Origin of the sequence: Psychrobacter sp. LFX-11D (assembly GCF_904846475.1) — a bacterium.
Taxonomy (GTDB): domain Bacteria; phylum Pseudomonadota; class Gammaproteobacteria; order Pseudomonadales; family Moraxellaceae; genus Psychrobacter; species Psychrobacter cryohalolentis.
The window spans coordinates 177,624-203,828 of record NZ_CAJHAV010000002.1; the positions used below are offsets into that span (position 1 = coordinate 177,624).

Here is a 26,205-nt window from a genome sequence, read left to right on the forward strand (position 1 = left end):
TAGCATTTTAACCCTTTATAACGCATGGCAAAAGTGTCCTTGTACAATTTGACACGCAGTTATCACTACTTGCCTACGTCGATAGCGCCTAAAACCTGTAGCAATGGCCCAGCATTTTTTTCGATTGGCTTAATAACATAAAAACTAAGTATGAAAGGCTGCGCTTGAAGGTTGTACTCATATGCGCATCGCCCTACAATAGGCAAGCACATGGTCAAAAAAATAGTGTAGATAAAACGTTTTTAGTAAACCATTCAAAAATATCGGCTAAACGAGTTGTCGATACAGTGTCCTTCTTATTTTATTGATGATTGTTGTCTTGTGAGGTAGCTTTGAACGCACGCCCTGATAATACCAGTGACCAGTCCGCCACAGATAAAAGCAATGCTAAAGGCAATGCTAAAAGCTCAATCAACACTGAGGAATTATTGAACTCAGTCGGAGTCGTCACGCCCCAGACTCTTCATTTCGCTGAGCCATTAACTCTAGAGTGTAATCGCACTTTACCATCATTCGATTTGATTATCGAAACCTATGGTACGCTTGATAGCGACAAGTCAAACGCTGTGCTGATTTGCCATGCCCTATCAGGCAGTCATCATGCAGCAGGCTTTCATAGCGATGAGGATCAAAAAGCTGGTTGGTGGGACAATATGATCGGACCCAATAAGTCCATCGATACCAATCGATTTTTTGTGGTCTGCGTTAATAATATCGGTAGCTGCTTTGGCTCTACTGGTCCCACGACGATAAATCCAGATAGCAGTCAAGCACAAGTATATGGACCTGACTTTCCTCTAGTCACTATCAAAGACTGGGTCAAGACCCAAGCCATGCTTTCAGATCGCTTGGGCATTGACGTCTGGCATGCCGTCGTCGGTGGTTCAATGGGCGGTATGCAAGCGCTGCAATGGTCAGTAGATTACCCAAACCGTTTAAAACGTTGCGTGGTCATTGCCAGTACGCCCAAGCTGTCTGCGCAAAATATTGCCTTTAATGAGGTGGCACGCCAGTCTATTTTATCTGATCCTGACTTTAAAGACGGACGCTATCTGCTAGCAGGTACTTACCCTCGCCGAGGGCTTATCCTTGCGCGAATGGTAGGACACATTACCTATCTGACTGACGATGCGATGAAAGCCAAGTTTGGCCGTGATTTAAAGTCCGGCAAGTTTATGTATGGCTATGATGTTGAGTTCCAAGTCGAAAGCTATCTGCGCTATCAAGGTGAGCGCTTTAGCGAAAATTTCGATGCCAATACCTATTTGCTCATGACCAAAGCGCTAGATTACTTTGACCCGACACGGGATTATCCATTAGAGACTGCTATAGATTCGTCGCCAGAATCTTTAGCCTCATCCCTTGCTGAATCTGTAAAAGCGGATAGTAGCGAAGATGAGCTAGCAAATACTTTAGTGGACAGTGCGGATATCGACAACATAAGTGCAACCAATCATCAAGAACTGACCGCATTGAAAGCCGCCTTTGCCCATACTGAATGCCAGTATCTGATTGTGTCATTTACCACGGATTGGCGTTTTGCCCCTGAGCGCTCACAAGAGATTGTCGATGCGCTGATGGCGACTGGTAAACCGGTCAGCTATATCAATGTCGATGCGCCGCACGGGCATGATTCTTTCTTATTTGATATTCCGCGTTATATGGGTGCTGTCAAAGGCTTCCTAAACGCACCATTTATGACTGATAACCGAGACCAAAACAGTCAAAAAACATTAGGAGCGCGCTCATGAGAATGGATCATCAATTGGCTGAGCGTTGGATTGCCCCACACTCACATGTGCTTGACTTAGGCTGTGGTAATGGCGAGCTGCTCGCGCATTTACAGCAAAATCGCGGCGTAACGGGTTATGGACTTGAGATTGACGAGGACAAAATCAATGAAGCCATCGCTAATGGTTTATCCATTGTTGAGCAAGACTTGAATGACGGCTTGGCGCGTTTTGCTGATAATAGTTTTGATACTGTAGTAATGGCACGTGCACTACAAGCCGTCAAATCGCCCGATATACTGTTGCTTGATATGCTGCGCGTCGCTCGTGAAGCGGTTATTACTTTTCCTAATTTTGCCCATTGGCAGAACCGAATACATTTGGGTTTGAAAGGTATTATGCCGGTCTCAGAAGCGCTGCCTTATGAGTGGTACAACACCCCAAATATTCATCTATGCACCTTTAAAGATTTTGAGAAACTGTGCGCGCAGCATGATATTCATATTATCAATCGTTTTGCCGTCAGTGATTCTGAAAAAGGGCATTCACCGTTGATGACAGCATTGATAAGACAAGCGCCCAACCTACTGGCAGATGTCGCTATTTATCGCGTCACCAAACAAAAACCTAAATGATATTTGCTACTGCTAGCTCTTATTAAAAGTAATATTGACACCCATAAGTACAATCTTAACCTTAATAGAGTCTTAATCTATTCTTACACCTAAGTAACTCTATGATTTTATTGAGGACAACGAGGTATAGATAGGCAGTAAATCGTGTAATTAGTATTTGAGTTTCGTAAGTTTGGGTGTTAAGCTAGCGAAATAGTGTCAACTGCACCCCGATTAATACCGTTTGTCGGCTTTATTGGAGTCCATTGACACATGATAACGATTAATTATATTGCTAATAATTAGGTAAGTTAGTCTTGCAAGATGTCGCCTAATTGTTATCACCGTCTAACTGTCTTTAGCGAGACAATGTTTAGCGGGACAATTTTTTTGCTTATTAACTGCCTAATTTTGGAGCTGCTATGAAATTATTAAAAGCTGCGTTGTTTACTGCCATTCTTTCTTGTGCAGGTTTTGCCAACGCTGAGTTAATATCAAACGTACCACTTGATACGTCACGTTTTGAGCTAATGCCTATTAGCGAGCTGTCCAATCGCGCGGCTCAAGGTAATGATCACGCTCAGTTTTATCTGGCCAAGCGTTTGCAAAAAGGCGAAGGTATTGCCAAAAATACCCAACAAGCGATTCAGTGGTATACCAAAGCGGCTCAGCAAGGCGTTGCCCCTGCTCAGCTTAACTTAGCCATCATGTACTTGCGCGGTGAAGGTGTACAACCAAACCTACAACAAGCGCGTGGTTGGTTAGAAAAAGCCGCTATGCGTGGTGATAACCGTGCTAGCTATACACTTGCCTTATTAGATGAAAAGCAAAAAAATCTAGTCGATGCTTATAAATGGTACGACTTGGCTGCTCGTGATGGCATGCTTGATGAAAAAGTCCGTAATAAAGCCCGTGGCAAAATTGGTCAATTGGCATTAAACTTATCCAGTGCTGATATCGCTAGTGCTCGCAGCAAAGCCGATACTTGGTTTCAGAGTAAATAATCTATAAATAAATTAGTTTTAAAACTCTTAGTCAATAAAAAATCCAGCCTATGAGCTGGATTTTTTGTGTTCACATAATGATAAATACTTACATTAACTGGCTTCGATAATGGCAATCTCATCATCGGTTAAGTCGTATAATTGATAAACCATTTGATCTATCTCACGGTCTGTACGGTCGATTTCTGCTATCAACCGCTTCGCTTTGGTTTGCTCAGCTAAAAAGTACTCTTCCCACTCGGCTTCATCAGCCAAGCTCATTTTAATTTTCTTTTTTGCCAGCTCTTTGATAAATTCTGCGTAAGTTATCTCATGCCAGTTTTCTAGCTTTTTACTGAGTTTGTCGATATCAAATTTGCGCTGCAAGGTGCGGATAAACTTGCTTGTTAAGTCCTGCAACTGTTCGTTTAGCGATAACATTAGATCGGCTTTCTCTGATAACAATAGCTGATTTTCCATGCTAGCTACTTTAGGCAGCGGAAAAGGTTCTAAAAATTTAGTTTTAAAAGTAAAATATCCACCTCTTAAAACATATCCTGTAGTCTTTAAAAAGAACCACATTATCGAAGAATTAAGTATAGTTAAATAATATTTATAACTTTCTAAATTATCTTCGTTCTTTACTAAGTAATAAACTTTAGTGTTATGAAACAATCCTTTTTCATCGAAAATCATATTCGTACCATATGATATTTCAGGAGTCATAATTTTTTCATTTTGAAAAGTCAATATATCTCTAGATCTATGCAAACTATACCAGTACTTCGGATTAGTCTTTTTTCTAATTTTTCTAGAAATCATCTCCTCTTTGAATTTAATCATGTAGTCAAAAACTAATGGAAAATTATTCTTAATGAAATCTTCTTCAAATGGAACTGTTTTCTTACCATTATGATAATGAAGATAGAGCATAAAATTGTTGGAACTTGGACTACTATACTTTTTTATATCTTCACCCTTTGATACTGGCTTCATAACAATAGCTTCTAGCTTTACATTCTCTTGCAACTGTTCAGAATAGCCTTCAAAGTAATCACCTTTTATCTCACCAGATAAAATAAAAATGTCATCAACTCCAGAATCAATACCCGCTCCTATCGAGCTGAACACATCTTTCAGAAAGTAGTTCTCTTTAGACAGCTTGCTAATTAAGGTAGTTTTACTACGATCAATTAAATTCCAATTATTGCCATCTAAATCAGAATAATCAACGTCTTTGTATGCTTTCTCATCGAATAGCTCTGTAGGACTAATATTTTTGAAACAGAGAGTGTTTTTTTGATCTAACGTTAAGTTGATTATACAAGTATAGGTAGATGCATCAGAAAACACTGATTCCTCTCCAAAATGTATTATGGAATGCACTAAACGTTTTTTAGCAAGAAAAGATCTTACACCATGACCTGCTTCTACAACTAAAAACTTATGAGGTAGAATGAAAGAAATAATCCCCTCATTGTTGATTATCTTTGAAGATTTTTCTATAAAAAGTGAATATATATCATATCGTCTAGTTGCACTTTCAAAATTCTTTTCATAATAAACTGTTTCATTTTGAAAATGTGATTTTAGACCTTGAACCCTCAAATAAGGCGGATTACCAATCACCACATCGAAGCCACCTTTTGCAAAGACTTGTGGAAACGCTGCTTGCCAATTAAAGGCTTTATCACCTGCGACTGCGGGATCATCAATCAGTGAGTTACCGCATTGGATATTATCATTCAGATTATTCAGCTTACGTCGTGGCTGCGCTGTCCGTAACCACAGTGACAGCTTAGCAATCTCGACGCTTTCCTCATTGATATCGACACCAAACAAGTTGTTTTCTAAAATACTGTTTTCGATATCAGGATATGCCAGACCGCTACCGAATAGCTTGGTTTCTAGCTCGACGATATAGTCATGCTCCGCGATTAGGAAGTTTAGCGCCTCATTTAAGAACGCCCCACTCCCGACCGCCGGATCACAAATGGTGATTTGTAATAGCCAATCTCGATACGCATTTAAGCTATCGAACGCTACCTTTTCTGTGGCAATCTGCTTGGCAGTTTTCTTCTTTTTAGTACCATCTTTATTGATGACCGCTTCTTGATAGTAATTCTCTTCATTAATACCCAGCTCAAGCTTTTTATCCGTACAGAGCTTGCCTACTGTGTTTTCGACGATATATTTGGTGATGTACTTCGGGGTATAGAACACCCCATCTTTTTTGCGCTTGGTTTGCGACTTATCGACCACCGTACCCTCTAGCTGTGCTTTTACCTCATCGAGTTCTGTGAGCGAGTTCTCAAAGATATGCCCCAAGATATTGACATCGACCTCACTGTCAAAGTCGTACTCTGACAGTATCTTGATATGGGTCTGTAGAATATCATCACTGATGATGACGCTGTCCAGCAGCTCATCCGTACTGAATAGACCACCATTATAGGCAAATATCTCGCTATGCTCATCCTTATGACCTTTGTCCAAATAACCAAAGTACGCTTTGACTCTATCGTACAAAGGCACGGTCATCTTAAGCGACTTGAGCTGTTCCCACTCGCTGATGATGCCTTTGGCAAAGTTGGCTGGCAGCAGATGACTGTCCTCAGCGAAGAAGATAAACAGTAATCTATCGAGTAGTTTTTGTGACTTTTGAAACAATACTAGATTATCCACGCTCGGATTATTGGTGATCAAATCATTGAATAGCTCACGTTTGAATACCGAGTAATCTTTATAGAGCTGCTTAGTTATCGCCTCTTCTTGCGATAGAGATGCCGACTTGAGGGTGGCAGGCAAATCGCTCATGATGCTGTCGCGATTGAGCAATAAATACAGTAATGCGAAGTCCGCTTGAGTCAAAGTGAATAGATTGAATTCTATAAACTCGACCGCATTATCGATATATAAGCGCAGCTTGTGAAAGTTAGAGGTGATGACATATCGGCACTTAGGCTGATTGTTTTTGTAGCCAAAAGCTTGCTGTTCAATCTTGCTTAGGTCAGTGGTATTCATGCCTTTTAGCTCGATTACCCCAATAGCATGACCGTCTTTGATTATCGCGCCATCGGCTTTTTTGCTGCCGGTCTGGTTTTTGAACTCTGTCGTTATATTATAGTTAGGATTTGGGTTTAACGTATAACCAAAGACATCGACGAATAAATCCCTTAAGAAGCCTTCTTGGTATTGCTCTTCTTTACTTAAGCGGATGTTGTCTTGCTTTGATAGGTTTAAAAAACAATGGCTATAAGTCTGCCATGCTGTCTCTAGCTGAGTGTTATCGAGTTCGCGGACATATTTTTCGATGATGATAGATTGAAACAGAGACATACGCGCGCCTTTACAATGAAATAAATAGAACCAAACGATGAGCAAACGTCTACTATAGCAAGCTCTACTCATCGGATAAATGCCTAAAATTGATAATCGCTCAGATAAGATTTCTTTAGTGAGTCGGCATTGCTTTAGCGATACCATTCGCTATTAAAGTATTCAAAATCTTACCAAAATTTGCTACACTACGGGCGCATTTATCAATTCCACAATCCGATAAATGTTATCGTCTCTTTTTAAACTAAATTTTTAATCCATCATTGCACTAGGTTTGCGACCTAGCCAGCAGGAGAAAAACATGAGTACTATTCAAGACAAAAATATAGATAGCAATATTCAAGACAACACGGTAACTGATAACAAGTCAGCACCTGCTTACGATAGCGTCACCAATAATATCGTCGTTGCCGCTCTTTATAAGTTTACGCGCTTTGCTGACTTTGAAAAGTACCGCGACCCAATTTTAAATACTATGCTCGACAATGACGTCAAAGGCACCTTGCTAATCGCTAGTGAAGGTATTAATGGGACCATTTCTGGCAGCCGCCAAGGTATCGATAAAGTCCTAGACTATCTGCGTAGTATCGAAGCGATTGGCAGTTTTACTTTTAAAGAATCTTATACCGATGCCCAGCCTTTTTATCGTACTAAGGTGAAGCTTAAAAAGGAAATTGTCACGATGGGTGTGGAGAATATCGATCCATTGCAGTCGGTAGGGCGCTATGTCAAGCCAAGCGACTGGAATGCCCTAATCTCAGACCCTGATGTCATCCTGATTGATACGCGTAATGATTATGAAGTAAAAATTGGCACGTTCCAAAATGCGGTCAATCCTAATACCGAAACGTTTCGTGAATTCCCAGAATACGTGGCAAAAGAGCTGGATCCGGCTAAGCATAAAAAAGTCGCCATGTTCTGTACGGGCGGTATACGCTGCGAAAAATCAACGGCATTTATGCGCGAGCAAGGTTTTGAAGAGGTTTATCATTTAGAGGGCGGCATTTTAAAATATCTAGAAGAAGTACCTGCCAGCAATTCTATGTGGGAAGGTGACTGCTTTGTCTTTGATAACCGTGTCTCAGTCAATCATAACTTAGAAAAAGGTAGCTATGAGCAGTGTTTTGCCTGTCGTATGCCGATTACGCAAGATGAGATGCAAAGCCCTGCCTACATAAAGGGTGAGTCATGTCCGCATTGTATCGATAAAGCGACCGATGAGCAAAAAGCACGCTTTCGTGAGCGTGAGCATCAAATGCAATTGGCACAAAAACGTGGTGAAGCCCATATCGGTAGTGACGTCATTGATGTCATTGAGAAGCGCAAAGCAGCTAAGATCGAAGCGCGTCGTCAAGCAGACGCAGCCAATAAAACTAAAGCTGGCTAAATTGATGCCTTAGGGACATGGAAAATGCGATAAAAAAAGAGAGGCTCTTATGAATAGAGCCTCTCTTTTTTGTTATTCGCTATTTATAGCGCTAACTATAAATTCAAACTGTTATTACAAAACTTAAAACAAAATACGCACACGAATTGTCTCTTGAACGTCTTTTAGCTGATCTAAAGCCGCGGTTGAGTCGTTATAATCGACATCCATAACGAGATAGCCGACATCGCCTTCTGTCATCAAGCTCTGCGCCAAGATATTGATATTTGCTTCAGCAAACAGACGGTTAATCTGTGACAGGACGCCTGGTACGTTTTTGTGGATATGTAGCAGGCGATGCGTGCCTTCTTTAAACGGAATCGATACTTCTGGGAAGTTGACCGCCGTTGCTGTATCGCCTTGGTCAGAATATCGCACAAATTTATCTGCAACTTCCAGTCCAATATTTGCCTGTGCTTCTTGCGTTGAGCCACCGATATGCGGGGTCAAGATGACATTATCGAACTTACGCAGTGGTGACTCAAACTCTTCATCAGCAGATTTTGGCTCTTTTGGGAACACATCAATTGCTGCACCCAAGATTTTGCCAGATTCAAGCACGGCAGCAAGGTCATCAATCTCGACACAAGTACCACGCGCAGCATTGATAAAGTAGCTGCCGTCTTTCATATGCGCAAACTGCGCCGCGCCCATCATGTAGCGTGTGCTTGGCAGATCAGGTACATGCAAAGTCACGATATCAGCAGTAGATAACAGCTCTTCTAAGCTAGCTACTTGGACTGCATTACCTAGTGGCAGTTTGGTCAAGACATCATGATAGATAACTTTCATACCAAAGCTTTCAGCCAATACAGACAGCTGCGAGCCAATAGATCCGTAACCGACGATACCGATGGTTTTGCCACGTACTTCATGTGAGTTAGTCGCAGACTTACCCCAACCACCGCGATGTACAGTGGCACTCTTTTCAGGGATACCGCGATAGAGCATGATGGCTTCAGCAAGTACCAACTCAGCGACCGAACGGGTGTTTGAGAATGGCGCATTGAAGACCGGGATACCGAATTCACGAGCAGCATCTAAATCTACTTGATTGGTACCAATACAAAAGCAACCAATGCCGATAAGCTTATGTGCATGCTGAAGCACTTCACGTGTCAGCTGCGTGCGCGAGCGAATACCGATAAAATGAGCATCTTTAATCTTTTCAATCAGCTCATCTTGATCCAATGCATGACTGATATTTTCAATGTTTTGATAACCAGCATCTTTTAATACTTTTAAAGCATTGTCGTGCAGACCTTCAAGCAATAAAAACCGGATTTTGTCTTTTTGGAGTGATAACGCCATGTGAGAACTGTCCTATAATTGTCTTATAAAAATCATCTGAGGGATAAGCTTGGATGAATGAAACGAAAAGAGTCTGGATATCTTACACAAAATTGGGCGGCGATGTTAGCAGATTAGATGAATTATTGGTTATCAATCCTGAAAACTTTTTATGCTATAGTGAATCCTGCTATCCAAATGAGAAAGCACCCCTTCTTTATGCTGTGTACGCATATACAGAGGCAAACTAATAACACTCTACGATTGCGACGACTATTAAATTGCAATAATATACATCGCTAATATTCCCTTAATAACATACACCATTAAACACGTTTAGTTATAGCCATTTGGTTATATGATAATTCCCATAATAATCCCCTCTATGCATAGCACTCACGTTGATACCGAGATTTGACCATGACTTCTTTATCTAGCCAAGCCCTATCTGAAACCTATACCGCGGCTGTCCAGACCCTATTAAATTCGCTGATTGACGCCCATCAGTTTGATGCCAGTCAAATTAAAACTGATAGCGAAAGCTTAGAGCATTGGGGTAAAGACTGGACCAAGCACTTTGCACCCGCACCTGCGGCTATCGTCTTTCCAAAGACTACTGAGCAAGTACAAGCAATTGTATTACTTGCTAATGAGCATGATGTGGTATTGACCCCAAGTGGCGGTCGTACAGGACTGTCTGCTGGTGCGGTTGCCGCCAATGGTGAGATTGTGGTCAGTATGGATAAGATGAACCATATCGGACAATTCTATCCCGCCGATCGTATGGTTGAGATTGAAGCTGGTGTGGTCACTCAGCAATTGCAGCAGTTTGCCGAATCAAAAGACCTCTACTACCCTGTCGACTTTGCTTCAGCAGGCTCTAGTCAAATCGGCGGTAATATCGGTACCAATGCCGGCGGTATTAAAGTGATACGCTATGGTATGACCCGTCAATGGATCATGGGGCTGACCGTGGTGACTGGTAAAGGCGATATCTTGCAGCTCAATCGCGGTATGGTAAAAAACGCCACCGGTTATGACTTACGCCAATTGTTTATCGGTAGTGAAGGTACACTTGGCTTTGTCACCCATGCACAAATCAAACTTGAGCGTCAGCCGCAAGACTTAAACGTCATGGTCTTAGGCATGGACAGCTTTAATGATGTCATGAACGTGCTGTCTGCTTTTCAAGCAAAGATCGATTTGACCGCGTTTGAGTTCTTTGATGATGTGGCGATTGATAAACTAATGGCACACGGTCAAGTACAAGAGCCATTTGAATCACGTACCAAGTTTTATACCTTGCTAGAGTTTGAAGCGCCTTATGAGCCTATCATGGATAAAGCCATGGCGATATTTGAGGAGTGCATGGAGCAAGGCTGGGTCGTCGATGGTGTGATGAGTCAAAGTCTGGCGCAAGCGGAAGAGCTATGGAAACTACGCGAATATATCTCTGAGACTATCTCAGTATTTACCCCTTATAAGAACGATGTCTCGGTACTTATCAGTCATGTCCCTGAGTTTATCTCTGAGATTGATCATATCGTCAGTAGTAACTACCCTGACTTTGAAGTCTGTTGGTTCGGTCATATCGGTGATGGTAACTTGCATTTAAATATCTTAAAGCCTGAAAATATGGGTAAAGATGATTTCTTTAGTGAGTGTCAAGTCGTCAACAAATATGTGTTTGAAACAGTGCAAAGATATGGCGGTTCAGTCTCTGCTGAGCATGGCGTTGGTATGACTAAAAAGCCGTATCTACATTATAGCCGCAGTGAGATTGAGATTGATTATCTGCGAGAAGTTAAAAAGGTCTTTGATCCCAATAATATTATGAACCGTGGTAAGATTTTCGATATGTAAGGCGTTTTTACTCTTGATATATCTTTAACTATTAAGGATAAATAGAAAGACGCGCAATCGATAAGATTAGCGTCTTTTTTATGCTCAAATAACACTAGGGCGTGTCCTCAATTCAATTGATCATATCTAAACGGGCTAAAAATGGCTAAATTTTGCCAAACATCGTTAAATAGCTGGTTAATATCCCGATATTATCTGCGCTACTTTCCTCGTTTGACTGCAATTTATCTCATTTTTATCACCATTTTTGAAATGAGTACACGCCCTAGTACGATATATTTAAGTGAATCGCCTATATCTTTCTAAAGTGGCATAAACTATACATACAGCAGTGCTAAACCTGCGACGAGCAGCACACTCAAAAAACCCTGGACAACTAAAAAAGCCTGATGCGGCGCAGCGACATGGCGCACCATATTACCTAGCGCATTGTAAGTGATGCCCGCTGCATTGATATGAGGCGGCGTATCAAAATTTTTGATCACTTGTAAGAATAATTCGGTATGATCGGGTCTCCAATCGTGGGGCGAAAATGGCAAAAACGGTGATAGCTGTGCCGCTTGTTTTTTGGTTGCAGGTGACCATAACCAACGTTCCAAACACAGTAAGCGCATACGCCAATCAGAAAAACTGCGCTGCTTGATGACTTGCACTAATAGCACTTGAATGTTTTTATGACGGGTATCGACATATATACGCTGAATTAGCGTCAGTACTTTGGCCTTTTCACCCTCAATGCATTGCAAAAAATGCCCATTGCCATAGCATAACGTGCCTGTAATACCCTGCTGCTGATTATAATTACGCGCATGACTTTCTACTTCTTCGAATATCGTCGTACTAAAACGCGAACTAAGCGTCATGCTACTGACGTACACCAATTGCACCAGTGCAGTATCTTCAATGTCATCTAATGTTTTAAAAGCAGCAGTATGAATTTCAGGCGTCATTAAAAATTCCTAACGGGTTAATATTAAATATGAGCAAGGAAAAACAACCAAATAAAATTAAGTATAAATTTATCAAATGATGTCTCGACGAGGCAGAAAGACTCACAAAAACCTAGCAAATCTTTACGACGTTTGACTGTCATTAGCTGACGAGCTTGATATCATACCAGTCGACATTTACTTCAATAAAACTATAATCAGCAGTCAATGTACGTCAAAAGGCAGCCAAAGCACCCTTGAAGTGCGATAGAGCCACTTGCAAACTTATAAAAATGCCTCATTAAAATAGATCATATGAGAAACGATCCTTATAACTTATTGTAAATGCACAGATAAATGATTGTAACGATTCTCACAGCCTATTGGTATATTTTTCTCAACATTGTTATGCCGAAACTTTGTCCTTAAGTTGAGACTTAAGTTTGCCGTTATTTATCCCACTTATATAAAAATTAATCACAAGATGTGTCTTACCTTCATTTATCAATATCACTTATCAACACCCGCATACAGAAACAACAGACAGGAATTTTATGAGTAAGATTGAAAAACCAGAAGACTTTCATTTAACGATTGCTGAGATTAAGAAAAAAGACTACCCGCAACTAAAAGCGTTAATGGATCGAGTCTATGTTAATTTAGGCGGCGCATGGTCAAAGAATACAATTCATACTTTGATTGACGCTTTCCCAGAAGGGCAGATTGCTTTATTTGATCATGACGAGCTGATTGGTATCGTATTATCTATGCGTGTTGATTATGCAAAGTTCTCTAATCCACATACCTATGATGATTTGATTGGTCATAAAGAGATTATCAGAGACAACCCTGAAGGCGATGCTATCTATGGTTTAGACGCTCTCATTGACCCTGAATATCGTGGTTATCGCTTGGGTCGCAGGCTGTATGATGCCCGTAAAGAGCTTTGTCGTCAGTTGAACTTTCGAGCTATTTTAGCTGGTGGTCGTATTCCAAACTACCACAACCATCAAGATTTAACGCCCGGTGACTATATCGATGCGGTTGCCTCACGTGAAATTCATGATTCTGCGCTTTCATTCCAATTATCGAATGGTTTTATCGTCAAGCGTATTTTGACCGCTTATTTGCCAGATGACAAACAGTCTAAAGGTTTTGCGACCTTACTTGAGTGGGCAAATATTTATTATGAGCCAAAAGACTACAAGCCAAATACTCGCAAATCTGAAGTGCGTATTGGCGGTATTCAGTGGCAGATGCGTGAAGTTGAATCGCCAGAGGAACTACTGCAACAGGTTGAATTCTTTGTTGATATTATGGCTGATTACAACTCTGACTTTGCCTGCTTACCGGAATTTTTTAACGCGCCATTGATGGGATTGTGTGAATCGACCGATCAAAACGTTGCGATTCGATTTTTGGCAGGCTATACCGAATGGTTTAAAAATGAGATATCGCATCTGGCTGTCAGCTATAACGTCAACGTTATTACTGGCTCTATGCCGTACTTGGACGAAGAAGATACCTTATTCAATGTCAGCTATCTGTGTCGCCGCGACGGTACGGTAGAAGAGCAACGCAAAATCCATATTACTCCGCATGAGCGTAGCGCGTGGGTAATTGAAGGCGGTGATGAAGTTAAGGTGTTTGATACTGATGCCGGTCGTATCGGTATTTTAGTCTGTTATGACGTTGAATTCCCTGAACTTGCCCGCCTAATGGCACTTGATGATATGGATATTTTGTTTGTGCCATTTTGGACCGATACTCAAAACGGCTATCTACGCGTACGCCACTGCGCCCAAGCGCGTGCGATTGAAAACGAATGCTATGTGATGATTTGCGGCTCAGTTGGTAATTTACCACAAGTTGAAAGTCTCGATATTCAATACGCGCAGTCTTCTATCTTCTCGCCATCAGATTTTGCTTTCCCGCATGATGCGATTATGGCTGAAACGACGGCGAATACCGAGATGGTATTCTTTTCAGATGTGAATTTAGACAAGCTTATTCATGTCCGTAATGAAGGTTCGGTACACAATCTACTTGATCGCCGTGACGATTTGTATAGCTTGAAATGGAAGAGAAAATCTAAAATATCAGCCAGTAAATTGAGCGATGATGAGCTTCGAGAAAACTCTGGTAGCGTGCTTTTAGGCGATCCATTACAAAACCGTGCGCAAAAGCCTTAAGTGAGGAATATCCAACCATTAATTAATAGCATACTTAATTAATGAGACTCTTAATATTTTAATCATACGGCTGACTATTCAGCCGTATATTTTTATCTATTAAAAACTATAGTCAATTCCAAATAAAACAAATACGTTATGTTCCATCGCAGTACTGGTATAAATTTTTTTGGCGTGCTGTGCCTACGCCGACAGAGGCTGCGTAAAATTCATCCCAGTCTTACTGTATAGCTTTAATACTGAATTCACTATACTTATAAAAGCCACCGAGCAAAAAAGCAGCCATTATGACGACTGAGAGACCTAAAAAGACACCCAAGCAAAAAGCACTGTCACTTATTAAAACTGTGCTGCTCTACGGCTTGGTATTTGCCATTATTTATACTGCTGTTAACTGGTGGCGACAGCCGGTCATGCCAGCCGATCCACAGTTGCAATTGATGGATTATCAAGGGCAGAGTATTGATTTGGCAGCAATGAGTGCAGACAAACCCACGCTGGTCTATTTTTGGGGTACGTGGTGTCCGATATGTAGCGTGACCTCACCTAATATTAATGCGTTGGCTGCAGAAAATAACTATCCAGTCGTTACTGTTGCTATCAAGTCCGGCTCTGACCAAGAGTTACACAGCTATCTTAAGCAAAACAATTATAATTTTAATACTGTAAACGATAAAGAAGGCGCTATCTTTGATGATTGGCAAGGGCAAGTCACGCCCTCTTATGTCATATTAAAAAATGGCGTGATGAGCCAAGGGCTTACAGGCATTCAACCATTATGGTCATTAAAACTAAGACTGTGGCTGTCGTCAGTTTTTTAGGGCTGAAATTAACTGTAGTCTTAGTCTAGCACCTCACGCAAAAACCCTATAGCAGAGCTCACTGCTATAGGGTTTTTGTATAAACATTTGAACAAATTAGGACATAAAACGCTGTGCAGCCGGCATTTTTAACATCAAGATCCAATAGATAGCGCCTGCTGGAATTAAGCTTGCATACCAAGAGATACTTGAGAATAATAGAGCGACTACAATCCCCACTACCATAGCGATAACAGCTGCCATGTTGACGCCCTTATAGGGACCATTCTCATCATATAGCTTGTCAAGATCCAGCTTTTGCTTACGTAAGAAATAGTAGTCAACGACTAAGATGGCAAATATAGGACCCAAAAACGCTGAGTAAGTTTGAATAAATAAGTTTAATCCCGCAGCAGATTCATCTTTTACTAGCTCCCAAGGGAATGTCCCAAAGGCAAGCAACCCAACAATAACTGCAGCAGTTTTATACTTAATTTTGAAGATATCCATTAATGCATAAGCAGGCGGTACGACGTTGTTTAAGATATTGGTAGTGACCTGCGCAAAAGCAATGAAAAGCATCGTAATGATTAATAAAGGCTTATTATCAACGGCGCTAGAAAATACCTTGATAGGATCAACTTCACCAGTCGCACTGGTCACCATCACACCAATCAGACCCATAAACAATGTTGCAGGTAGGATAGAGTTGGCATAGATGGCTACTTGACGAAAAAGACCAACATCTTCTTTTAGTTCACGCGAATAGTCAGAGACGTTAAGCATCATCGTACTGTAAACGCCTAAAAACAGCATGGTTGCGCCCCAAAATGGCGCTCCCCAAGTCCCTTCTGTATTGATAAGATTGGTTGAAATCACATCACCATATTTATTAATCACACTAATAAACATGTAAATCAGTGAACCAATAATAAAAATTGAGCCAATGTTTTCGAGCCATTTGATACCATGAAAACCCAAAACGGACAGACCAATTTGTAAAAACTGAAAACCAACAAAGAAGACGACTATATTACTGTAGCCAAACAAGGCATCAGATACTAAGTTCAAGGCACCGGCACCAATCCAACTTTGAAAGCCAAACCAGACAATCGCAGGTACAGAGCGCACCAGTGCTGGTATGCGACTACCAGTGAAACCAAAAGATGAACGACTTTGCACCATAAACGGGATACCATATTTATGACCTGCGCGACCGTTAATCATGAGCGCTGCACCAATAACCGTACAACCAATGGCGATTGCTAGCACTACTTGTAATAAGTTAAGCGTACCAACCAAACCTGACCCAACGGTGAAGGTACCAATAGAGACACACCCACCTAACCAAGTAAATAAATAAGACCAAGAGCCCATAATTCGTGTGGTTTGCGGCGCTAGGCTCTCTTCACCAACCCCTTTATGCTCTATTGTTTTTACGCCTGCCGTAGCACCGGCTCCTTGAATATTGTCCATTACCTTCTCCTTCCTTGAGAATGTTGAATATTTATTGGTTAATAGCTGTTTCGTCCATTTCTATTTAATGTTGGATAGGTGCTGCATAGGCGCCAATTTTACTGGTTTTTAGACCACAGCCAACCAGTGCCTCAATCATACGAGTAGCCACAGTCACACCATCAATCACAGGCACACCCGTTTCTGCAGTCAGCCATTCTGTTAAGTCTGCCATCCCAGCACAGCCCAAAACCACCGCTTCGCAGTTGTCTTCACGCACTGCACGCAAAATTTCATCACGAACTTTTTCACGGGCGCCAGAGCCAGCTTCCTCAAGAGCAAGCACGGGTATGGCAGCAGAGCGTACTTTTCTACAGCGATGAGATAAACCATAACCATGAATCAAATCTTCAATCACGGGTACGGAACGTGGCAAAGTGGTGACTACACTAAAAGAGGTTGAAATCATACTAGCGGCTTTGACCGCTGCTTCACAAATTCCAATAACCGGACCTGAAAACACTTCGCGGCAAGCACCAATACCTGGGTCATCAAAGCAGGCAACGACCACACCATCAATTCCTTCTTGTTCCGCTTGTTGTAAGCGTTTAATCAAACCAGGGACAGAGAGCGCTTCATCATGATGCCCTTGAATAGATGCAGGCGAATCCGTTCCAGAAGCGCCAATAATGGTCGTACCTGCACTGGCTTTTTGACGCGCGCTTTCAACGATTTTATCGGTCATAGAAGTGGTCGAGTTTGGGTTCATCACTAGAATTTTCATAGAGCCTCGCTATTCATAGGTTATCGTCATTATTCACAGATCAGCAGCATGTCATATTTGTTAACAATTATTGTTAACTATTATTGTTAACAAAACAATCTATTTTTTTAATATTTGTTGTAGCGATAACAGTCGCACACTATAATTGCGTCTATGAAAATAGAGAAAACCAAACAAACAGTTCCTGCGCTCGATGAAATACCCGAGCAAACCATTATCAACTCCATCACCGCTGCGGTGTCAGAGCAACGCTTGCCCGCTGGAACAAAGCTTGGCGAGCAGATGCTGAGTGACTTGTTTAACTGCAATAGAGCCAATGTGAGGCGAGCACTCTCTACCCTTGCAACGATGCATGTGGTGCAATTACAGCCCAACCGCGGCGCTTTTGTTTCAACTCCGTCACCGAAAGAAGCAGGTGATGTGTTTGAAGCACGGCGCACGATTGAGCGTACACTCGCCCGTAAAGTAATCAAAAATGCTAGTCTGCAAGACATTGCTGACATGCGTGCTACGATAGCTGCCGAAGCTGATGCGCGGGCGCAAGGTGATAAGCCTGCGGAGCTACGCCTATCTCGCACTTTCCATATGCAGTTGGCAATGATTTCAGGCAATACAGTTTTAGAGCGGTTTTTGAGTGAACTTACATTACGTACCACGCTAATCATTGGGCTATATAACAAAGTTGGCTCATCTAACTGCGCTGAAGACGAACATCTTGGCATGGTAAATGCCATTGAAAACAGGGATGAAGAAGGTCTGTTATTGCTGATTAATCAACACTTGAATCACTTAGAATCTAGCCTAGACTTTAAATGCGCAGCAAAACCTTTCTTTAGCTTAGCCGAGCAGCTGACTATCGTGCCTGCTTGAATATTGGTAATAGAAATGCACTTTTAGCACCCTTTAAGGCCGTTTACATTAAAAAACCTGCCAATCATTTGACTGGCAGGTTTTTTATTTAAAATAATCAGCGGCGATAAAAACTAGCCAACTAAAGCATCCATTTTTCTATACTGATAATCTAGCACTTCTGCTACGGCTTTATACGTCATATGAGCTTGCGTGGTATTTACACCTTAATAAACCCATATTAGTAAGTTTATGTTTCATTTCTTTAAATCGAATTGAATCGGATATGATATGTGATGCAGATTGAAATCAATGAATAAAAACAGTTAAATCAACAACGACCATCAACTACTGAAAGTAGGGATTATCTGACGATAGTGATATGATGCTGTCTTGCACATAAAGACAGCATGGACATTGATTGCTCAATTTATTATCACCTTTATTATCCTAGCAGATATAAAATAACAACCAATCGCTCGTTAAATGAATTTTGTGACGGTTTTGACAGACATAGAAACGATACTCGGCAGCTCTTCTTACCCCACTCTTTTTGTCATATAATAGCGAGTGTTATCTACTTTCAATCAAATTATTACTTTAGCTTTTGTAGCCAGCTTTACACGCACTTTTTAATTCAATTTACATTTTCATCACCATTCTAAAAGACGCCTTCTATGACTGATAAAAGTACTGATATGCCAAGCCAAGACTATAAAGACACCCTAAACCTTGCCGACACGCCGTTTGCGATGCGTGCAAACCTTGCCAAACGTGAGCCAGATTGGCTAGCAGCTTGGGAAGCAGATGATGTTTACGGTAAAATTCGTGCGGCACGTGCTGGGGCAATCAAATACATTTTGCATGATGGTCCTCCATACGCCAACGGTCAGATTCACTTGGGTCATGCAGTCAATAAAGTACTCAAAGACATTATCGTAAAATCAAAAACGTTATCTGGTTTTGATGCGCCTTATGTGCCCGGTTGGGACTGTCATGGTCTGCCTATCGAGCAAAAAGTCGAAGCCAAACATGGTAAAGTCGGTCAAAAGGTTTCTGCAACCGAATTCCGTGGTCTATGTCGTGAATATGCCAGCACACAGATCGAATTACAAAAGGCGGATTTTAAACGTCTGGGTGTGTTTGGTGATTGGGACAATCCTTATCTGACTATGAACTTCCATCAAGAAGCCAATATCGTGCGCGCCCTTGCCAAAATTTATGACAATGGTCACGTAACTCGCGGTATGAAGCCGGTCAATTGGTGCTTGGACTGTAGTTCAGCATTGGCTGAAGCCGAAGTTGAATATCAAGATAAAGTCTCAGACGCCATTTATGTCAGCTTTGATATTGTAGACAGTGACAAAGTTGCGGCATTGGCTGAAATAGACGGCAATATCGCTGCCGTTATCTGGACGACGACGCCTTGGACATTGCCTGCTAACCAAGCTATTGCAGTCCATCCTGAGCATGACTATAGTGTTGTCGCTACAGAAAACGGCAACTTACTACTGGCGACTGATTTGGTTGAGTCGGCGCTAAGTGAATTTAAGCTCGAGAATAAAGGCGTCCTAGCTACTATATCGGGGCGTGAGCTTGAAGGTCTACATGCTCAGCATCCGCTTATCGATGTGCGTCAAGTGCCATTAATCTTGGGCGATCACGTAACGACTGACAGCGGTACTGGCTTGGTCCATACTGCACCGGGTCATGGTCTTGACGATTATATCGTCGGTCTAAAATATAATTTGCCTGTTGAAAACCCAGTGAGTGGTACGGGCGTTTATTTAGAAAGCGCAGCGGTATTTTCCGGTGAGCACATCTATAAAGCCAATCCTCAAATCATTGCTGCCCTACACGAAAACGGTCATCTGGTTAGCCATACCAAAATTGAGCACAGCTATCCGCACTGCTGGCGTCATAAATCGCCAATCATTTTCCGTGCTACGCCGCAGTGGTTTATCAGCATGGAAACTCAAGGCTTACGTGAGCGCGCACTTGCTGATATTCCAGCGGTTCAATGGACACCAGCGTGGGGTCAAAACCGTATTGAATCGATGATGACCGGTCGCCCAGATTGGTGTATCTCGCGCCAGCGTACATGGGGCGTGCCGATTACTTTCTTTACCCATAAAGAAACTGGCGAGCTGCATCCAAACACCCTTGAGCTGATGGAAGTCGCTGCACAGAAAATTCATGCTGGCGGTGTTGAAGCATGGTTTGATGCCAGTTGTGAGGATTTTTTGGGCGCGGAAGCTTCTGATTATGATAAAGCGACTGATACGTTAGATGTTTGGTTTGACTCTGGTACCACGCATTTTGCGGTACTTGATCAACGCGATGAGCTGACCAACCCTGCTGATATGTACTTAGAAGGCTCCGACCAACATCGTGGATGGTTCCAGACGTCGTTGCTGACCTCGGAAGCCATGTACGAGCGCCCACCGTTTAAACAAGTTTTAACCCATGGTTTTGTGGTTGATGAAAACGGTCGCAAGATGAGTAAATCACTGGGTAATATCATCACGCCGCAAGAAGAGATCAATAAAACGGGCGCGGATATGTTGCGTTTGTGGATTGCATCAAGCGACTACCGTTATGAGATGAGCGCTGGTAAAACCGTCTTTAAGGGTGCAATCGATATGTATCGCCGCATTCGTAATACCCTACGCTTCTTGCTTGCCAATACTGATGATTTTGATCCTGCTACCAATAGCATTGATATTAATGAGCTGGTTAGCCTTGATAAATTTATCATTGAGCGTGCGCAAACGGTACAAGCACAAATCATCAGTGCTTATTATGCGATGGACTTTCACCAAGTCACGCAACATATCACCGCCTTCTGCTCGCAAGACTTGGGTAGCTTCTATTTAGATATTATCAAAGACCGTCAATACACCACCCAGACTGACGGTCAGCCACGCCGCTCTGCGCAAACGGCTATTTATCATATTGCTCATGCACTTATTCGCTGGATTACGCCGATTTTATCATTCACGGCCCAAGAAGCATGGGAAGTATTACATGGTGCTGATAGCTATGTGTTTACTGAGGAATGGTATACTTTCCCAGAGTTTGAGCTGAGCGCCATCAGTAACGATGACTGGCAACGTATCATGCTCGCAAAAGACATGGTTAATAAACATATCGAAACTGCACGTGGCGAAAAAATCATCAATGCCAACTTATCCGCTGACGTTAATCTATATGCTGATGGCGCTATGCATGAAAGCCTAGATAAGCTTGGTGAAGAGCTGCGTTTTGTACTCATTACCAGTAGCGCAACTTTAAAACTTTTGAGTTCTGCCCCTGCTAATGTAGCAAGCACAGATGAACAAGCGGACAGTAATAGTTCAGCGGCAGACTTAGTCGTCGAAGTAAATGCTGCAACCGGCACCAAGTGCGTGCGCTGTTGGCATATCCGGGACGACATTGGTACAGATAGCGCACACCCAGAATTATGTGCGCGCTGCGCAACCAACGTCAGCGGTGATGGCGAGGTGCGCCACTATGCCTAATTTAACGCCTAATCCCACGAACTTACCGGATGATAAACAGCCGTCTATCGAAGTCGACAACTCACCTAAACCGGCTCATGCAACTACGGGTAGCTCATCGACGCCTAAAAGTCGCTCGAATAAGACGCCAAAGATGATTGCTAATGGTCGCCTTGCACTTAACTGGTATCTGTTGTCACTGGTCGTGGTTATTTTTGATCAGTGGACAAAATGGTTGGCTGAAACCAATCTGACCTTTCTTGAACCTGTACCTGTGATTGAGCCGTTTCTAAACTGGACGCTTGCTTACAACTACGGCGCGGCTTTTAGCTTTTTGGCAGATGCTGGCGGTTGGCAAAAGTGGTTTTTTGCAGGGTTGGCGCTATTGATGTCACTATTCTTGATAGGCTATCTAGCTAAAGCGCCCCGTCAAGCTAAGCTGTTATCACTAGGTTTGGCATTGGTGTTAGGCGGTGCCGTGGGCAATTTGATCGATCGCTTATTACATGGTCACGTCATTGATTTTATACATGTGCATTATGCTGATGTTTGGCATTATCCCATTTTTAATATTGCTGATATTGGCATTTCTATCGGTGTATTATTGATTGTCATCGATATGCTGTTTTTGGAAAAAAAGCGTGACGTTTAACGCGTCTCAAGGCATATCACTTTATTAATAGAAAAGGTGGATTGCATTTTCGTAAATCCACCTTTTCTTTGGCTTTTATTTTCACTATCTAAAACCTATAACAATTCTTCCAGAAAATCCAAACCGCCATCCGCCAATATAAATAGTAACCCTGCCATGTTAATGATGACAGTCAAATAATACGCAATACGAAATTCAGGCTTTTGTGACTTATGACGCAAGTAAGTTTGTGCGACCATTGCCCCTACCCAGCCACCAAGCGCACTTAAAATATGTAATGTCATCTCAGGTGTTCGCCAGTCATTATTTTGAGCAGCCGCTTTGTCTTTGGCATACATGGTATAGGTTATCATACCCAATACAGCATACCACCCAACGACTAGCCAGCTAAGCTTATTCATGACCGCCAGTAATATCAATACACCATAAAATCCAACACCAAGAAACAAGCGTTTCTTTTGTCCTGCTTCAAACTCTGCTTGGGCGTTACGTTTGTGATTACGCTGACGAATTTGCTTATTTTTTTGCGCCATCTTTTGTTGTACAAAGCTCAGCTCTTGCACCTCTTTTGCTTGCAATCGTCTTTGATTATCATATCCAACGATAAAAACAACCTCTTCGCCGATAACAGGACGACGCTGCGCTTTAAACGCGCTGACATGAAAAAATACCGACTCGCCTGCTTCGGTTTCAATAAAGCCAAAGCCTTTATCGTCTTGCCATTTTGTGACTCGACCTTGTTGTTTATTTGCCATCAGTTTTGCCATAAATGTTGCGCTCACTTTTAGATTCGCCAAATATATTACACTATTTACGTTACACTATTGGCGCTTACAACCTTTTCTAGATGACTTATCATTTCTTATATTGATTCCACCTAACTTCCTACTCCAGTAATAGGTAAATTTTCCATGACCGACTCACAATTTATCACACCAAATGAAGATGTACGTATTACTTTTGGCAGCCTAGTTAAGCTGCATTTTGAAGTATCGCTCGAGAATGGCACCGTAATTGATTCAACCTTTAGCCGTGATACACCCGTTACTTTAACTATAGGTGATGAGAGCTTGCTACCTGGCTTTGAGCAAGTGCTGATGAATCTGCGTGCAGGCGATACGCGTTCCGCTCATCTTGAGCCAGAGCAAGCATTTGGTGAATGGAATCCTGACAACATCCAACGCTTTAGCCCTACTCAGTTTGCGCTTATCGCTGACAATCCTGAAATTGGCATGCTAGTAGAATTTGAAGACAAAGGCAAAAACACTCTACCCGGTACGATTAGCGCCATCACTGATGACCAAGTAGAAGTAGACTTTAACCATCCGCTTGCTGGACAATCCGTGCAGTTTAAAATTAAAATCTTTCAAGTGACGCCGCCGGGTGTCACAGGTATCAAGCTCATATAATATAAAAATTGTTTTAGAATAAAATAAAAAAGGAAGAACATATGCAATATCAAACACTGCCGCAACTCAATGAAAAAGTCTCCAAAATCTGCTTGGGAACGATGACGTGGGGACAGCAAAATAGCGAAAGCGATGCACATGAGCAGATGGACTTAGCACTCAGTGAAGGCGTAAATTTTTGGGATACTGCTGAGATGTATCCCTCACCGCCAGACAAAGACAAGCAAGGCGATACTGAGCGCTTTATGGGCACGTGGTTCCAAAAGACTAAACAACGCGATAAAGTCGTTCTTGCCAGTAAAATATCGCCAATGGATTTTTTACGTGATGGGCAAACGCGTTTTAATGCCGCGCATATCAGCAGTGCTATTGATGGCAATCTTGAGCGTTTGCAGACCGATTATATTGATATCTACCAACTACACTGGCCTGAACGTCAAACGAACTATTTCAGTCAGCTCGGTTATACCGAAGCAATGGCAGCACAGCCGCTCGATGATTTGACGCCTTTTTTAGAAACCATCCAAGCGCTAAACGATGAGATTAAAAAAGGTCGTATCCGTGCTTATGGATTATCAAACGATACTGCTTGGGGATTGATGCGCTACTTATGGGAAGCGGATAAAAATGGTTTGATCGCACCTATTACGGTGCAAAACCCTTATAGTTTGCTTAACCGCTTATATGAAGTGGCTATGGCAGAGATTGCGCATCGTGAAAATGTGGGTTTACTGGCTTATTCACCGCTTGGTTTTGGTGTGCTATCTGGTAAGTACCTTGATGGTAAACGTCCTACTGGCGCGCGCCTGACCATGTATGATCGCTTTGCCCGTTATACTAATGAAGAAGCACTATCAGCCACCGCCCAATATGCCAAAATCGCAGATGATACCGGTTTAGATATGGCGCAGATGGCATTAGCCTTTGTTAACTCACGCTCGTTTGTAACCAGCAATATCATTGGCGCGACCACTATCGAACAGCTGAAATCTAACATTGATAGCATTAACTTAACATTAGGCTCAGATGTACTAGACACTATCGAAGCGGTACATACTCAACAACCTAATCCTTCACCATAGTTGATGCTTATTAGACTTTTTATAAATAGAGTCATTCTATTTTCTTCAAAAAAGATACAAGTATCTATCAGTTAAAAAAAGGCGCAAATCGCAAGTATTATTACTGCGATTTGCGCCTTTTTTATACACGTTTAACTAACCAATTTAAAGCATATAGAATTAAACTTTCGCTATTTTTGTCAATACACGCGAATGTAATTCAGCTAAGCCTTCTTGCATACGTAATTGTAATAAATCTGTCAGCTGACTTTTACTCAAACCTTTAGGATCGATTGCTTCTAGTGGTAAGACGTAAGCGGTGACATCTTTACTATCTAAAACCTTTTTCAAACTGTCTTTCATCGTCAGCTTGCCGTAATAAGGCAATTCTTCACTTAAGGTACCGTCTTTATTGACATACGCAATCACCAGCGGGCGCACAGGTACATCAGCGTCTATCGCCGCTTGTAGCAATGTGCCATGGATACGTTTAATTTTTTTGCCATCTGTGGTAGTGGCTTCAGGGAAAAAGATAACCGAGAAGCCTTTGGTTAAAAAGTTAGCAATTTGCGACGCAACTGAGCCGACATCACCGGAACCACGCTCGATAAATACTGTACCTGCCGCGTGTGCCAGCTTACCAAAGATAGGCCACTCACCTATTTCGGCTTTGGATAAGAAAAAAGCAGGGCTCACTGTACCGACCACAGGGATATCCATCCACGATACATGGTTAGAAACCCATAGCCCGTGATGTTGCTCTACGCGCTCAACGGCGATAACCTTGACGCCAAAAGAGCCTGCCATTTTGCGACAAAAAGCTTGAATGTAGCGCGGCAGTGTTTCGCGTGGTGGCTGTTTAAATGCCCCGATACGTTGGGCGGCGCGTAGCCCACCAGCAATTGTGGTGGTCATACCAGCAATCTGTTTGCCGCGCCCCAATTGCTGTTTAATTGAAAAGCCTGGCTTGGGTTGGCTCATCTGTGTCCCTCGTAATTAAAACTTATGATTATATATGGTAAACAAACGCAATGAGTATAACAAAGTTTATGCAATCAGTGACGACTTGTTCACTGAGTTATGAATAGGTTTTGTGAGTAATTTGCTGCTAATGTCTCTAACTGATTCATTTTAGAAAGAATATTGCGCTGCAAAGATGAAATCCTACTTAATGAACGCTGTAACATAAAATCATCGCTAATTGTGTGAATACGCTTTAATATCAACTGATAAGACCACATATAAATGGTTATCTGAACGCAACTAAGATGGTTATTCTATTTCGATAAGCTTGGTAATTTATTCAATGTATTGAATAAACCCCAAATA

Annotated in this window: 19 protein-coding genes; 12 read left to right on the top strand and 7 right to left on the bottom strand. The window is 42.0% G+C overall.

From position 1 onward, the window contains the following. Positions 1 to 428 precede the first annotated feature (428 nt). From metX to JMX75_RS02380, 3 genes are all read left to right on the top strand, one after another. The gene (gene metX / locus JMX75_RS02370) at positions 429 to 1,751 is read left to right on the top strand and encodes a homoserine O-acetyltransferase MetX (protein ID WP_201530909.1); all 1,323 of its coding nucleotides are present in this window, start codon (positions 429 to 431) and stop codon (positions 1,749 to 1,751) included. After that, the gene (metW, locus tag JMX75_RS02375) at positions 1,748 to 2,365 is read left to right on the top strand and encodes a methionine biosynthesis protein MetW (RefSeq protein WP_011512781.1); all 618 of its coding nucleotides are present in this window, start codon (positions 1,748 to 1,750) and stop codon (positions 2,363 to 2,365) included. The genes metX and metW overlap by 4 nt, the downstream gene beginning before the upstream one ends. A 401-nt stretch (positions 2,366 to 2,766) precedes the next feature. Next, entirely contained in the window at positions 2,767 to 3,348 is a 582-nt protein-coding gene (locus tag JMX75_RS02380; RefSeq protein WP_201530765.1) for a tetratricopeptide repeat protein, read from the top strand. A gap of 93 nt (positions 3,349 to 3,441) precedes the next feature. Here JMX75_RS02380 and JMX75_RS02385 read toward each other — a convergent pair whose 3' ends face one another. Then, positions 3,442 to 6,666 carry an Eco57I restriction-modification methylase domain-containing protein gene (locus tag JMX75_RS02385; protein ID WP_201530767.1) on the bottom strand — a complete coding sequence of 1,075 codons (3,225 nt, stop codon included), beginning with the start codon at positions 6,664 to 6,666 and terminating at the stop codon, positions 3,442 to 3,444. Between the two features lie 301 nt (positions 6,667 to 6,967). On the opposite strand from JMX75_RS02385, the gene JMX75_RS02390 reads away from it, so the two are divergent. Then, positions 6,968 to 8,053: a rhodanese-related sulfurtransferase gene (locus tag JMX75_RS02390; RefSeq protein WP_201530769.1), complete on the top strand. Its 1,086-nt coding sequence runs from the start codon at positions 6,968 to 6,970 to the stop codon at positions 8,051 to 8,053. Between the two features lie 123 nt (positions 8,054 to 8,176). Here JMX75_RS02390 and serA read toward each other — a convergent pair whose 3' ends face one another. Next, on the bottom strand, positions 8,177 to 9,403 hold the full coding sequence (serA, locus tag JMX75_RS02395; RefSeq protein WP_011512778.1) for a phosphoglycerate dehydrogenase: 1,227 nt from the start codon (positions 9,401 to 9,403) through the stop codon (positions 8,177 to 8,179). 399 nt (positions 9,404 to 9,802) lie between these two features. On the opposite strand from serA, the gene JMX75_RS02400 reads away from it, so the two are divergent. Continuing rightward, a complete protein-coding gene (locus JMX75_RS02400; RefSeq protein ID WP_201530770.1) occupies positions 9,803 to 11,245 on the top strand; it encodes an FAD-binding oxidoreductase in 1,443 nt (480 codons plus the stop codon). 317 nt (positions 11,246 to 11,562) lie between these two features. Here the strand turns inward: JMX75_RS02400 and JMX75_RS02405 are convergent, their stop codons facing one another. Continuing rightward, positions 11,563 to 12,195 carry a BLUF domain-containing protein gene (locus tag JMX75_RS02405; protein ID WP_201530772.1) on the bottom strand — a complete coding sequence of 211 codons (633 nt, stop codon included), beginning with the start codon at positions 12,193 to 12,195 and terminating at the stop codon, positions 11,563 to 11,565. Between the two features lie 533 nt (positions 12,196 to 12,728). Between JMX75_RS02405 and JMX75_RS02410 the strand changes: the two genes are divergently transcribed. Then, positions 12,729 to 14,366: a carbon-nitrogen hydrolase family protein gene (locus tag JMX75_RS02410; protein ID WP_201530774.1), complete on the top strand. Its 1,638-nt coding sequence runs from the start codon at positions 12,729 to 12,731 to the stop codon at positions 14,364 to 14,366. Between the two features lie 287 nt (positions 14,367 to 14,653). Beyond that, the gene (locus JMX75_RS02415; RefSeq protein ID WP_201530776.1) at positions 14,654 to 15,187 is read left to right on the top strand and encodes a protein disulfide oxidoreductase; all 534 of its coding nucleotides are present in this window, start codon (positions 14,654 to 14,656) and stop codon (positions 15,185 to 15,187) included. 96 nt (positions 15,188 to 15,283) lie between these two features. Here JMX75_RS02415 and JMX75_RS02420 read toward each other — a convergent pair whose 3' ends face one another. Beyond that, positions 15,284 to 16,642 carry an NCS1 family transporter gene (locus tag JMX75_RS02420; RefSeq protein WP_133105485.1) on the bottom strand — a complete coding sequence of 453 codons (1,359 nt, stop codon included), beginning with the start codon at positions 16,640 to 16,642 and terminating at the stop codon, positions 15,284 to 15,286. Between the two features lie 64 nt (positions 16,643 to 16,706). Continuing rightward, on the bottom strand, positions 16,707 to 17,405 hold the full coding sequence (locus JMX75_RS02425) for an aspartate/glutamate racemase family protein (RefSeq protein ID WP_133105486.1): 699 nt from the start codon (positions 17,403 to 17,405) through the stop codon (positions 16,707 to 16,709). A gap of 153 nt (positions 17,406 to 17,558) precedes the next feature. On the opposite strand from JMX75_RS02425, the gene JMX75_RS02430 reads away from it, so the two are divergent. The 3 genes from JMX75_RS02430 to lspA all read left to right on the top strand — a co-directional run bounded on the left by JMX75_RS02430 (position 17,559) and on the right by lspA (position 22,406). After that, complete coding sequence (locus JMX75_RS02430; protein ID WP_201530778.1) at positions 17,559 to 18,275, top strand: GntR family transcriptional regulator; 717 nt, start codon at positions 17,559 to 17,561, stop codon at positions 18,273 to 18,275. A gap of 656 nt (positions 18,276 to 18,931) precedes the next feature. Continuing rightward, positions 18,932 to 21,775, top strand: coding sequence for an isoleucine--tRNA ligase (gene ileS, locus JMX75_RS02435; protein WP_201530780.1), 2,844 nt, complete (start codon positions 18,932 to 18,934; stop codon positions 21,773 to 21,775). Next, positions 21,768 to 22,406 (top strand): signal peptidase II, encoded by a 639-nt coding sequence (lspA, locus tag JMX75_RS02440; protein ID WP_201530782.1) that lies wholly within the window; start codon positions 21,768 to 21,770, stop codon positions 22,404 to 22,406. The genes ileS and lspA overlap by 8 nt, the downstream gene beginning before the upstream one ends. Positions 22,407 to 22,501: 95 nt before the next feature. On the opposite strand, the gene JMX75_RS02445 is transcribed toward lspA, so the two are convergent. Next, the gene (locus JMX75_RS02445; RefSeq protein WP_227673128.1) at positions 22,502 to 23,161 is read right to left on the bottom strand and encodes a DUF1294 domain-containing protein; all 660 of its coding nucleotides are present in this window, start codon (positions 23,159 to 23,161) and stop codon (positions 22,502 to 22,504) included. Between the two features lie 156 nt (positions 23,162 to 23,317). Between JMX75_RS02445 and JMX75_RS02450 the strand changes: the two genes are divergently transcribed. Next, positions 23,318 to 23,815, top strand: coding sequence for an FKBP-type peptidyl-prolyl cis-trans isomerase (locus JMX75_RS02450; protein WP_133105490.1), 498 nt, complete (start codon positions 23,318 to 23,320; stop codon positions 23,813 to 23,815). Between the two features lie 41 nt (positions 23,816 to 23,856). After that, on the top strand, positions 23,857 to 24,897 hold the full coding sequence (locus JMX75_RS02455; RefSeq protein WP_201530784.1) for an aldo/keto reductase: 1,041 nt from the start codon (positions 23,857 to 23,859) through the stop codon (positions 24,895 to 24,897). A gap of 159 nt (positions 24,898 to 25,056) precedes the next feature. On the opposite strand, the gene JMX75_RS02460 is transcribed toward JMX75_RS02455, so the two are convergent. Continuing rightward, positions 25,057 to 25,857: a lysophospholipid acyltransferase family protein gene (locus JMX75_RS02460; protein WP_011512765.1), complete on the bottom strand. Its 801-nt coding sequence runs from the start codon at positions 25,855 to 25,857 to the stop codon at positions 25,057 to 25,059. Positions 25,858 to 26,205: the final 348 nt, after the last annotated feature.